The sequence below is a fragment of the Burkholderia sp. Se-20378 genome, assembly GCF_017104665.1.
In the GTDB taxonomy this organism is placed as follows: Bacteria; Pseudomonadota; Gammaproteobacteria; order Burkholderiales; family Burkholderiaceae; genus Burkholderia; species Burkholderia lata.
Genome location: NZ_JAAGPG010000061.1, coordinates 16,468 through 27,694, shown reverse-complemented (window position 1 = coordinate 27,694; position 11,227 = coordinate 16,468). Strand labels below are relative to the sequence as shown.

General features: G+C 62.6%; 11 protein-coding genes and 1 pseudogene. 4 read left to right on the top strand and 8 right to left on the bottom strand.

Features of this window, described 5'->3' with window-relative positions; genetic code table 11:
* From G3N93_RS10210 to G3N93_RS10195, 4 genes and pseudogenes are all read right to left on the bottom strand, one after another.
* Positions 1 to 165: pseudogene (locus G3N93_RS10210) on the bottom strand (GNAT family N-acetyltransferase); the annotation flags it as partial.
* A 41-nt stretch (positions 166 to 206) separates the two neighbouring features.
* The gene (locus tag G3N93_RS10205; RefSeq protein ID WP_206132948.1) at positions 207 to 1,166 is read right to left on the bottom strand and encodes an alpha/beta hydrolase; all 960 of its coding nucleotides are present in this window, start codon (positions 1,164 to 1,166) and stop codon (positions 207 to 209) included.
* Between the two features lie 172 nt (positions 1,167 to 1,338).
* Positions 1,339 to 1,818: a PaaI family thioesterase gene (locus G3N93_RS10200; RefSeq protein ID WP_046545900.1), complete on the bottom strand. Its 480-nt coding sequence runs from the start codon at positions 1,816 to 1,818 to the stop codon at positions 1,339 to 1,341.
* Positions 1,815 to 2,129 carry a Dabb family protein gene (locus G3N93_RS10195; RefSeq protein ID WP_027787175.1) on the bottom strand — a complete coding sequence of 105 codons (315 nt, stop codon included), beginning with the start codon at positions 2,127 to 2,129 and terminating at the stop codon, positions 1,815 to 1,817. Before G3N93_RS10195 ends, G3N93_RS10200 begins: the two co-directional genes overlap by 4 nt.
* A 261-nt stretch (positions 2,130 to 2,390) precedes the next feature.
* Between G3N93_RS10195 and G3N93_RS42435 the strand changes: the two genes are divergently transcribed.
* Positions 2,391 to 2,627, top strand: coding sequence for an Arm DNA-binding domain-containing protein (locus G3N93_RS42435; RefSeq protein ID WP_206132947.1), 237 nt, complete (start codon positions 2,391 to 2,393; stop codon positions 2,625 to 2,627).
* A gap of 20 nt (positions 2,628 to 2,647) precedes the next feature.
* Positions 2,648 to 3,571 (top strand): recombination-associated protein RdgC, encoded by a 924-nt coding sequence (locus G3N93_RS10185; protein WP_206132946.1) that lies wholly within the window; start codon positions 2,648 to 2,650, stop codon positions 3,569 to 3,571.
* Positions 3,572 to 3,663: 92 nt separating this feature from the next.
* Here G3N93_RS10185 and G3N93_RS10180 read toward each other — a convergent pair whose 3' ends face one another.
* Genes G3N93_RS10180 through G3N93_RS10170 form a run of 3 tightly spaced genes read right to left on the bottom strand, consistent with a single transcriptional unit; the run spans position 3,664 to position 6,705 of the window.
* Positions 3,664 to 3,996: a carboxymuconolactone decarboxylase family protein gene (locus G3N93_RS10180; RefSeq protein ID WP_206132945.1), complete on the bottom strand. Its 333-nt coding sequence runs from the start codon at positions 3,994 to 3,996 to the stop codon at positions 3,664 to 3,666.
* 12 nt (positions 3,997 to 4,008) lie between these two features.
* The gene (locus G3N93_RS10175) at positions 4,009 to 5,256 is read right to left on the bottom strand and encodes a MalY/PatB family protein (RefSeq protein ID WP_206132944.1); all 1,248 of its coding nucleotides are present in this window, start codon (positions 5,254 to 5,256) and stop codon (positions 4,009 to 4,011) included.
* Between the two features lie 60 nt (positions 5,257 to 5,316).
* Positions 5,317 to 6,705, bottom strand: coding sequence for an amino acid permease (locus G3N93_RS10170; RefSeq protein ID WP_277396532.1), 1,389 nt, complete (start codon positions 6,703 to 6,705; stop codon positions 5,317 to 5,319).
* Between the two features lie 301 nt (positions 6,706 to 7,006).
* Between G3N93_RS10170 and G3N93_RS10165 the strand changes: the two genes are divergently transcribed.
* A complete protein-coding gene (locus G3N93_RS10165) occupies positions 7,007 to 7,465 on the top strand; it encodes an Lrp/AsnC family transcriptional regulator (protein WP_043188112.1) in 459 nt (152 codons plus the stop codon).
* Positions 7,466 to 7,637: 172 nt separating this feature from the next.
* On the opposite strand, the gene G3N93_RS10160 is transcribed toward G3N93_RS10165, so the two are convergent.
* Positions 7,638 to 8,168 (bottom strand): isochorismatase family protein, encoded by a 531-nt coding sequence (locus tag G3N93_RS10160; protein WP_206132943.1) that lies wholly within the window; start codon positions 8,166 to 8,168, stop codon positions 7,638 to 7,640.
* 820 nt (positions 8,169 to 8,988) lie between these two features.
* On the opposite strand from G3N93_RS10160, the gene G3N93_RS10155 reads away from it, so the two are divergent.
* Positions 8,989 to 11,133 (top strand): hypothetical protein, encoded by a 2,145-nt coding sequence (locus G3N93_RS10155; RefSeq protein WP_206132942.1) that lies wholly within the window; start codon positions 8,989 to 8,991, stop codon positions 11,131 to 11,133.
* The last annotated feature ends 94 nt before the right edge of the window (positions 11,134 to 11,227 follow it).

The window sequence follows — 11,227 nt, the reverse complement described above, 5'->3', positions numbered from 1 at the left end:
CTCATCGACCCGGTACGCCACCGCATGAAGCGACAGCGGATCGTCGTCGTCGAGCTCCCATTCCGGCGGAATCTGCTGCTCGCGCACGAACACCGCGTCGCGAATCCGCGCGGCGTCGCCGCCCAGCACCGTCCAGTCGCCCGTTTCCACTACGCCGTCCGTCATCGCAGCTCCCATGCGGCGCGTTCGCCGCTCAACAACCGCCGTCAAACGTCGTCGAATGCGGCCTTCAGCGCCGCGACCGCATCGGCATGCGCGACCCGTACCTCGGGTACGTAGCCGCCCATCTTGAAGAATTCGTGGATCATCCCCGGATAGCAGACCAGCGTGACCACGTTGCCCGCCGCGCGCAACTTCTCCGCATACGCGGCGCCTTCGTCGCTCAGCGGATCGTATTCGGCCGTCGCGATCCACGCCGGCGCGACACCCGCGAACGACGGTGCATCGCGCGTGCCGTCGAGCGGTGCGAAACGCCAGTCGTCGCGGTCCGCCCGATCACGCACGTATTGCGTGAAGAACCACTGGATCGTGTCCTGCGTCAGCAGGTAGCCGTTCGCGAGCCGTGCGTGCGATTCGGTGTCCTGGTAGCCCGTCACGCCCGGATAGATCAGCATCTGCAGCGCAAGGCGAATGCCTGCGTCGCGTGCGAGCACCGCACAGACGGTGGCGAGCGTGCCGCCCGCGCTGTCGCCGCCGACCGCCAGCCGTTCGGCATCGATGCCGAACGTGGCGGCCTCGCGATGCAACCATTGCAACGCGTCGTCGGCGTCGTTCACCGCGGTCGGGAACCGGTGTTCCGGCGCGAGCCGGTAGCCGACCGACAGCACCGCGCATTGCGCATCGTGCGCGAACATCCGGCACAGCGCGTCGTGCGTATCGACGCTGCCGACCGTGAAGCCGCCACCATGGTAGTAGACCAGCGCGGGCAGCGGCTCCGCGAGACTCGGCGCGACCGGCAAGTACAGCCGTGCGCCAATCGTGCGGCCGTCGCGCGTCGGCACGACGCATTCCTCGACCGAATGCATCGGCGCCGATGCGACGTCGAGGATCGGCGCGCTCTTCTCGTACGCGGCGCGCGCCTGCTGCGGCGTCTGGTGGTGATAGGACGGACGTTTCGCACGCTCGATCATGTCGAGCACCTGGGCGATCTTCGGATTCAGCGGCATCGGTTAGGACGGCGCCGGCGTGGCACCGTGAACGGACAAGCGTGCATGATGCCATGCGCGCGTCAGGCGAGCGCACCGCGTCGTGCGCGTCGAAATTCCGGTGTGCCAATGCACGCCGCAAAACAAAACGGCCCTGCCGGTGAAGAGGCAGGGCCGCCGCGCGTCCGGGCGCTTACGCGTCGCTCGGGCCGGGCTGGGCGTCCGGCGCCGTGCGCGAGCGTTGCCGCTTGATGTCGCGGCCCACCGCGAGCCGCCGCATGTACTTGAACGTGCCGAGCGCTTTCGCGACGAAATTGCCGTCGCTGTCGCGCACCTCGCCTTCGCAGTAAGCCATCGTCGTCGAGCGATGCATCACGCGCCCGTAAGCGCGCAACTCGCCGCGCCCCGGCTGCATGAAGTTCACCTTCATCTCGACCGTCACGACGCCGATGCCGTCGTCGGTCAGGCTGCGTGCGGCCATCGCGAGCGCGATGTCCGCGAGCGTCATCGTCACGCCGCCGTGCGCGATGCTCCACGTGTTCATGTGCCGCTCCTCGAGCGGCAGCACAATCTCGCTTGCGCCGTCCTTCGCTGACACGAGCTGCACGCCGAGCATGTCGACGAACGGGCTTTCGATCGACGGGCCGTCCGTCGGGGTTGCCGCGTCGCTCATCGTGCGCTGTCGACGATGTAGTCGACGCACTCGCGCGATTCAGCCACCGCGACGACGAATTTCTTCACTTCCTGGTGAACCGGGTGCACCTGGTAGGCATCGAGTGCGGCCTTGTCCGCGAAATCGGACACGAGCACGATGTCGGCGGTCGCGTCGAGGCCGGGCGTCGCCACGCCGACGTCGATCTGCAGCGTGCCCGGCACGAGGTCGCGGCAGCCTTCGAGCTTTTCCTTCAGCTTCAGCGCGTTCTGTGCGCGCGTCGCGCCTTCGGCCGATTCTTTCAACTTCCACATGACGATATGACGGATCACTTCGGTTGCTCCTGTTCGTTCTGGTTCGGCGACTTGCCTGTCACCCTTGCCAATCGGGCATCTTACGCCCTTTCGCCGTTTGCTCGCATTCGCAGGGAAATGCGTCTCGCCGAGAAAGAAGGGGGTAGCAAAGCGGCTATCGTTTCGACCACCCGAACGCGATATCCGCTTTTTCACCGTGCCACCTGACGACATCAAGATCCGACGAGCAAAGGCAGAGATAAGCCTACCAAACTTGACGACTTCAATGGACTGGACCTGGTGGTGAATCCGTCCGGCACCAAGCTATGGCGATACAAGTTCAGAATTGCCAGGAAGGAGAATCTCTTTGCCATCGGCAAATGTCGCAGCATCAGCCTTCAAGACGCGCGTGACTCCCCTTTCGTCGCGAATTTAGTGAGCGATGCCCACCTACCCCGCACTACAACAGTCAACGACTTGAACCATCACATCGAACGACCGAATCCGCACCGTAAGCATCACCGTCATATAGAATGATGCGCTTTGCCCGTACTCCTATGTGGTTCAAGAACCTTCAGCTTCATCGTCTTCCGGCACCTTGGGCCGTTACCCCCGATCAGATGGAAAAATGGCTGGCGCCCCACGCGTTTCAGCCTGGCAGCAGCGTCGAGATGCAGAGCTTCGGGTGGGCGTCGCCGTGTGACGACGGTGCACTTGTGTATTCGATCAACCGGCAGATGTTGCTCACGTTTCGTGCCGAAAAGAAACTGCTCCCGGCGTCGGTCGTCAATCAGGTGACCAAGGAGCGAGCGCTCGAAGTCGAGGAGCAGCAAGGCTTCAAGGTCGGGCGAAAGCAGATGCGCGAACTCAAGGAGCAGGTGACCGACGAACTGCTCCCGCGCGCGTTCACCATTCGCCGCGACACCCGCGTGTGGATCGATACGGCGAACGGCTGGCTCGTCATCGATGCGGCTTCACAGGCTGTTGCCGACGATGTTCGCGGCCTGCTCGTCAAATCGATCGATCAGATTCCGCTCGCCGGTGTTCAGGTAGCGCATTCGCCGGTCGCCGCAATGACGGATTGGCTGTTGTCCGGCGAGGCGCCGGGCGGATTCACCGTGGACCAGGACGCCGAGTTGCGCTCGAGCGGCGAAGGCGGCGCCACGGTGCGATACGTCGGCCACGCGCTGGAAGCGAACGACATGCGCCGGCACATCGAGGCCGGCAAACAATGCATGCGCCTTGCGATGACCTGGGATAACCGGATCTCCTTCGTGCTGACGCCGTCGCTGACGATCAAACGCGTGACGCCGCTCGACGTGATCAAGGAAGCAGCGGATCCGACCGCGCAGAACGACGCTGAACGCTTCGACTCGGATGTCACGCTGATGACCGGTGAATTGGAGCGGATGTTGACCAGTCTCATCGAGATCCTAGGTGGCGAGCAGCGCAACCCGATTCATCAGGCGGCAGCAGCCTGAACGCCGTCGGCGGCCGCGAAACCTCGCTCCCTGCGACGGCGAGGTTTCGGGCCCGCACGACAGGAAGTGCTTTCGGCGCGTACCACGCCCCCTTAGACCTTGTTGAAGGCGTCGAGCGTACGCGCGGAATAGACCAGTGCGGCGCCGGCATTCAGATGAATCGCGACGCCGAGTGCTTCCGACAGTTCGTCGACCGTCGCACCGGCCTTCTTCGCTTCGCTTGCATGGAATGCAATGCAGCCCTCACAACGCGTCGTCACGGCAACAGCAAGGGCAATCAGTTCCCTTGTCTTGGCATCCAGAGAATTGGTCTTCTCACCAGCCTGACCAAGCGACGCAATGCCTTTCATCGTGTCCGGGGCAAGCTTCGAAAATTCCCGGAAGCGCTGCACAAGTTGCTCACGACACTCGTTCCAATCGGTCATCATTTTTCTCCGTTACACAGATGCTTTGAGGGATTGGGTAATAGCAACCGCCGCGCCGCGATAATCGACGATCGCATCGCACATCCTTTCGAGCGCACGTTGCACCTGTACGCGCGGGCATGCGAGATTGAGCCGTACGCAGCAACCACCGTTCTCGACGAACATCTCGCCGCCTTCGAGAATGACCCCAGCCTTTTCCAGAAAGAATTTGGTCAGGTTCACCGACTCGTCGAAGTAGGCGTGCAAGTCGATCCACGCCAGGTACGTTGCATCAGGCACGCGGAATCCGGCCTCGGGCAGATGCTCGTTCAGAAACTGCCGCGTCCATGCAAAGTTACCGTCCAGGTACGAGCGCAACGCCTCCAACCACGGTGCGCCATCTCTGTACGCGCCAATCGCAGCGGCCAGGCTGAGCGGGTTCACAAACGGGTAATGCCGGTGCTTCCACGCGTCGCGCAATTCCGGATCCGGGACGATCACGGTCGCAATCATCATTCCAGCCAGGTTGAACGTCTTGCTGACCGCCATGCAGGTGATGATGTCCCTGCTGTTCGGAAACAGCTTGGCCAATGGCGTGTGACGGCGTCCGGCTCTGAGCAGATCGCAATGAATCTCGTCGGAAACGATCTTGACTCCGTTCGCGATACAAAGCTCGCCCATGCGACGCAGTTCGTCGTCGCTCCAGATGCGGCCCGTCGGGTTGTGAGGATGGCAAAGGAAAAACAGCTTGACCGCAGGATCACTGACTTTGGACTCGAAGTCGTCGAAGTCGATTGCGTAATCGCCATCGTCGGACACAAGCAAGCACGAAGTCACGAGTTCGCGATCGCGTTGAACCGTCGCATGCTTGAAGTAGCCGTAGGCCGGTGCCTGGGTGAGCACCTTCTCACCCGGTTCGCATATATATTCGACCAGGCTAAAGAGCGCCGGTATGACACCCAACGAGACCTGCATCTCGTCGCGCGTGAAACGCCAGTCGTACCGCTCGACACACCAGGCGTGGAATACCTGATAGAGCTGATCATCGAAGTTCATCGTGTAGCCGAACACCGGATGCTTCAGACGCTCGGTGATCGCGTCGATCGCCACATCCGGCACAGCGAACTGCATGTCGGCGACCCACATCGAGATCAATTCGTCCGTCGGCCTGTCAAGCAAGGGAGCGTCGGCATCGGCCCCGAACAGGTAATTTTCGAAGCCCTCTTCCGCCAACGCGTTGGTGCCTCGGCGGGAAATCAAGCGGTCAAAGTCGTATCCCATGTGCGTTCACTCGTGAAATGAAAATGGCACGCAACCGACATCCGTCGTGTTGCCCTGAAGTCAGTTGAGGTGCGACCGTTGTCGCGCGTACGTGAAATACACCACGAGCCCGATCGTGAGCCAGACCAGAAATGCGATCCACGTCGTGGCCTGCAGGAAGGCAGTCAGCGCGATACAGAATGCAATCGCGAGGATCGGAACGAGCGGCACGGCCGGGCAGCGAAATGCGCGCGGGAGATCGGGCCGGGTCTTGCGCAAGATGATGACGGCGACGGAAATCAGGCTGAACGCCGCCAGCGTTCCAATGTTGATCAGTTCGGTCAACACGTTGAGCGGCACGACCGCTGCGACGAGGCCAAACAGAATCCCGACGATCCAGGTCGCGAAGAACGGCGTGCCGAGAGTCGAATGAACGCTCGACAGTCGCTTCGGCAGAAGGCCATCGCGGGACATCGCGAACACGATGCGCGTCTGGCCGTAAGTCATTACGAGAATGACGGTGGTCATCCCGAGAATCGCACCGAGGTCAACGAAACCGGCGACCCAGTTCTCACCCGCGTATTGCAGCGCGAGCGACACCGGGTGGTCGATGCCAACGAATTTTTTGTAAGGAACGATGCCGGTCATGATCGCGGACACGACCACGTACAACACCGCACACACCGCCAGCGATCCGATGATGCCGATCGGCAGATCCCGAGCAGGTCGCTTCACCTCCTCGGCGGCGGACGTCACCGCATCGAAGCCGATGAACGCGAAAAACACCAGTGCCGCCGCGCTGAACACGCCCGAGTAACCGAAGGGCGTAAACGGATGCCAGTTCACCGGTTGAACATGACGCGCTCCGACGACGATGAACAACAGGACGACGCCGACCTTCAGCCCCACCATTACGTTGTTGATCCGGGCCGATTCCCGCATCCCGAGTGACAACATGGCGGTCAACACCAGCATGATCAGGAATGCTGGAAGGTTGAACCATGTCTGGACACCGGGCATGGCGCCTGGAGCGGCCGAGAGCACGGCGGGCAGATGCAGCCCGAATCCGCCGATGAGCGACTGGAAGTACCCCGACCAGCCGACCGACACCGCGGAACTCGCCAGGCCGTACTCGAGCATCAGGTCCCAGCCGATCATCCATGCCACCAACTCGCCCATCGTGGCATAGCTGTAGGTGTAGATTGAACCCGCCACCGGCACCGACGACGCGAATTCCGCGTAGCACATCGCCGCGAATCCGCAGGCGAGCGCCGCGATCACGAACGAGACGGTCAACGCAGGGCCGGCGGTAAGCGCCCCAGTGCCAGTCAGCACGAAGATGCCGGTCCCGACGATCGCGCCGATCCCCATCAGGATGAGATCGAATGGCCCCAACACCTTCTTCAAGCCGTGCGGTACGTGACTTGCAGCGACCATCGCCGCAAGATCCTTGGTTCTGAACAAGCTCAACTGACTCCTCCATTTCTTTTATGTGGGCGGCCTGAACCGTCTTGAGGTTCGGCCATTCGAACCTGGCGAACGTCGTTCAGAGGCGCCGATGGCGTCCTGCCCGTCCGCTCCAGTGCGGTTAATGATCGTCGATGGAACAGTTAATAGGATTTCCCGAACGCAAGCTGTTTGTCGGATCGAGAAAATATAATTAACCGCCTTGGGTTCGATACTGGCCGGTCCGATGGACGGCATGCAGGTCGCTCTTTTATGTGCTGCGTGCGCGGGCCAGGATGCACACGGCGACAGAGGGGAAAACGAGATGACGGATCTGGACGACACCGACAGGAAGATTCTGGAATTGCTGCAGGCCGACGGGCGGCTCGCAAACGCGGAAATCGCGGAGCGGGTTGGACTATCGGCGCCCGCCTGCTGGAAGCGGCTCAAGCGGCTGGAGACGCGGGTGATCCAGGGCTATCACGCGACGCTGAATCAGCAGGAACTCGGGTTGGGACTGTTTGCCTTCATCAACATCATGCTCGACAGTCACTCCGAGAAGGCAATGCGTACGTTCGAAGCGGGCGTGATGGCCCTTCCCAACGTGGTGGCCTGCCACAACGTGTCAGGCAAGTACGACTATCTGCTACAAGTGGTCGTCCGGGACATGGAGTCCTTTCACCAACTTGCGATGCACCGTATCCGCACCCTCGGCAACATCAAGGAGATGTACACCGGCTTTTCACTCAAGGAGATCAAGCGCTCGACGAGCCTTCCCCTTTGACGACTGGATCGCCCTGGTCTTGGTCACGAACGCATGCCCGCCGACACGACCATCCCGCCTGCGACAGCCGGCAGCCAGCCTCCCCAACCTGCCGGCTCCAATAACCGGCATCCCGAGATTCACGCATCCGGCTCCAGGAACGCTGTTCCTGTCAGCGCACCGGCACCGCAACTCACTTGATCAGGCGCAGCACATCGCGAAAACGCGGATGCCGGCTGGAGCCCAGCCATTCGAACGCGATCATCTCGACCGTCGCGATTTGCGCCCCCGCCGCCCGGAGCCGAGCGATCCCAGCGTCGCGGTCGATCGTCCTGCGCGACCCCACTGCATCGCTGACCACGGTGACTTTGCGGCCGCTGTGCAACAACCCGAACGCCGTTTGCAACACGCACACGTGCGCCTCGCAACCGGCGACGATGACGCTATTGCGCCCGGCCGGCAATGCATCGACCAGGCCCTCCGCGCACGCGTCGAAATGGTCCTTGACGACGGTGTGCGAGCACAGCTCCTTGATTTCCGGCACGTTCCGGCCCAGCTGGACGGGGCTCTGCTCGGTACCCATCACCGGCACCCCGAGTATCTGCGCAATACGGGCAAGTCGGACAGCCTGCGTGACGACGGATGCCCCCTCGTGAATCACCGGCATCAGCCGCGTCTGAAAATCAACCAATACGACCACTGAATCGTCGGACACGTGCAGCACGGCGCATTCTCCGGAGTGAAGGCGACGCCAACCATCATCGACCATCGATGAAGCGTCGCTCTGTCGCAAAATCGTCAGTCCCGCAAAAGACAGGTATCGAATCGCATCAGTGACCGACTGCGCCAATTCGATAAACGGTGGCGAGCCCCAAGCCTACCAAACTTGCCGACACCGTTGGCCCGATCCATGGAGTCCGGTTCCCGGGATCACCCGCCAGTCCGGCCGCAGGAACGCCGGTTGCTCGCCGTTCCGTACTGCCGAATCCACCGCATTCCGCGCCTCCCGCTTGCGCCGCGCGAGACACGGCGACAGGCGAACCGTCACGATTCAATCCCGGTTCGGAATCAATCGCCAATACGGACATAGATTGCCAATTTATTTCACCAAACACGATAATTACCGCACCTCCACCCCATCACGAATTAGCATATTTTACCGACCCGACAAGCAATAATTGCGGCCTCATTTCAGAACATTATTCGAAAACAAAAAAATCATTATTGACTTCGACTTTATCCGAACTTTAGAATCGCCTACGGTTGCTTACGTTTTGTTTCTCACGCCGCGTGCGCACCATCACCGGCACTATGCCGGGACGTCAGCAGAGAAGTCTTTCATGCCCAGCCGGGGCAGCACCTCCTTTTTTTTCAATTCCGGCAATAACCGCCAACCGGTTATTTCCCATTCAATTCGCTCCCGAATCGCGCCCGGCTTAATTCCATAATTTCCAGGAATTTCGCAATACCGGACGAAGCAAGACGATCAGCCGCTCATTCGATAATTCTCATAAAAATCGCCAGTTATCAGGAGGGACATCAACATGCATCGCCTTGCGAAGTCGCTGTGTCTCGGATTCATCTGCGCCGGCCTGCTCGCGGCCTGCAACGACGACGATGTCAAATCGAGCAGCCCGCCGTCGAACAACGCTGCGCTGTCTTTCCGCATGGACACCGGCGGCCAGATCAACGCGTTCTACCGACAAGACAAGGTCGCCGCACACCTGCTGGTGCGCTCGTCGACGAAGCCGCGCCTGCTGGTGGTCTTCCCCGCCGGCAACAGTGGCACCGGGCTGTGGTTCGACGACACCGCGCAACCGGTGAACTGGAGCCTCGACACATCACCGTCCGCGCTATCGGCACCCGATACGCACGGCCGTCCGCTGTACGGCATCGGCGCCGACGTGTCGGTCGACACCAACACGCTGACGATCCGCCAGGGCGTGCTCAGCAACGTGCGCTTCCTGCGCGACTTCAACGGCGGCGCAACGATTCCGCAGCAGATCCTCACCGCGCCGACGGTCCAGGGCAGCGCCGTGCAATGGCAACGCGACCGGATCGACGGCGCGCCCGGCTATTCACTGCGCATCACGCTGCGCGACGGCGGCAGCATTACACCGGCGGCGGGCGGCAAGCTCGTCCTAAGCGCACCGGCGGGTTCGCGCACGCTGCGGCTGCATGTCGATGCGCTGTCCGGCGAGACGCCGTTGTCGCCGATCACGCGCACTGACCTGCTCGCATCGTCCGTGAACCCCGACCCGGTGAGCCAGAACGTGCTCGAGTTCCTGAGCTTCCACGACAAGCTGCTGGCCGGCTCGTGGCAGTACGACACCTACTTCGGCCGCGACACGCTGATCTCGGTGCGCATGCTGATGCCCGTGCTCGAACCCGCGGCGATCGAGTCCGGCCTGTCGTCGGTGCTGAGCCGGCTGTCGACCGACGGCAAGGTCGCGCACGAGGAAGGGATCGGCGAATTCGCCCTCGTCGACAACCAGAAGAACGGACGGCCGAACGACCCGACGCCGACCTACGACTACAAGATGATCGACAGCGACTACCTGCTCGCGCCGATCGCGGCCGCGTGGCTGATCGACGATACGCGCGGCCAGGCCCGCGCGGCCGCGTATCTCGCACAGCGCGGCAGCGACGGGCAGACCAATGGCAGCCGCCTGGTCGTCAACCTGCTGCACGTCGCGACGACCGCACAGCCGTTCGCGCAGCAGCCGTCGGTCGCGAACCTGATCCACCTGCGGCCCGACGAGATCGTCGGCAACTGGCGCGACAGCACCGACGGGCTCGGCGGCGGCGTGTACCCGTACGACGTGAATGCGGTGCTCGTGCCGGCCGCGTTGCGCGCGGCGAACGCATTCCTCACGCGCGGCCTGCTCGATCCGTATCTGGATGCCGGACAGCGCGCGACGCTCGCCAACACGGCAAACCAGGCGGCCACGTGGGAAACGCAGGCACCGCCGCTGTTCCAGGTCAGCGTGCCGGCCGCTCAGGCAGCCACCGACGTGTCGGCCTATGCGCCTTCCGCCGGCGTGCCGGCCGGCGCCGCGCCGGGCGCACCGCTGGCGTTCTACGCGCTGTCGCTCGATCAGCAGGGCAATCCGATTCCGGTGATGAATTCGGACGGCGGCTTCGCGCTGCTGTTCGGCACGCCGCCGGACGACGAACTTCAGCGGATCGTCGCCGACGTCACGCGGCCGTTCCCGACCGGGCTCGTGACCGATGCCGGCATGCTGATCGCGAATCCCGCGTATGCAAGCCAGGCGCTGTGGCCGAAGTTCACCAGTTCCGCGTATCACGGCACGGTGATCTGGTCGTGGCAGCAGGCGATGTGGGTAGCCGGGCTCGATCGCCAGCTCGCGCGCCAGGATCTGTCGGCCGCGACACGCACGCTGCTCACGCAGGCGCGGCAGACGATCTGGCAGGTGATCTCGAACGGACGCGACATGCGCACGTCGGAGATGTGGACGTGGTCCTACGTGAACGGCAAGTACCAGACCGATGCATTCGGCACGCGCAGCGCGGACGCCACCGAGGCGAACGCGGCGCAGCTCTGGAGTACGACGTATCTCGCGATCCGCGATCCGCAGCAGCGCGCGGGCAAGTACTGGTGGCAGGCGTCGCAGCGGATGCAGGACACGCAGCCGAAGCAGAGCGCGGCGGCCCTGGCGTCGCGGTAACGCATCGCCAGTCGCGTGCTGACCGGGCATGCAAAAGCCCCGGGAGCGTTACCGCCTCCGGGGCTTCATTAGGGATCGAGGCGCTCGACACCGC

What these genes read in the sequence shown, in the direction of transcription:
- G3N93_RS10205 (WP_206132948.1), bottom strand. Translation starts at nt 1,166, where the DNA reads ATGCCGCTGAATCCGAAGATCGCCCAGGTGCTCGACATGATCGAGCGT.
- G3N93_RS10200 (WP_046545900.1), bottom strand. Translation starts at nt 1,818, where the DNA reads ATGAGCGACGCGGCAACCCCGACGGACGGCCCGTCGATCGAAAGCCCG.
- G3N93_RS10185 (WP_206132946.1), top strand. Translation starts at nt 2,648, where the DNA reads ATGTGGTTCAAGAACCTTCAGCTTCATCGTCTTCCGGCACCTTGGGCC.
- G3N93_RS10180 (WP_206132945.1), bottom strand. Translation starts at nt 3,996, where the DNA reads ATGACCGATTGGAACGAGTGTCGTGAGCAACTTGTGCAGCGCTTCCGG.
- G3N93_RS10175 (WP_206132944.1), bottom strand. Translation starts at nt 5,256, where the DNA reads ATGGGATACGACTTTGACCGCTTGATTTCCCGCCGAGGCACCAACGCG.
- G3N93_RS10165 (WP_043188112.1), top strand. Translation starts at nt 7,007, where the DNA reads ATGACGGATCTGGACGACACCGACAGGAAGATTCTGGAATTGCTGCAG.
- G3N93_RS10155 (WP_206132942.1), top strand. Translation starts at nt 8,989, where the DNA reads ATGCATCGCCTTGCGAAGTCGCTGTGTCTCGGATTCATCTGCGCCGGC.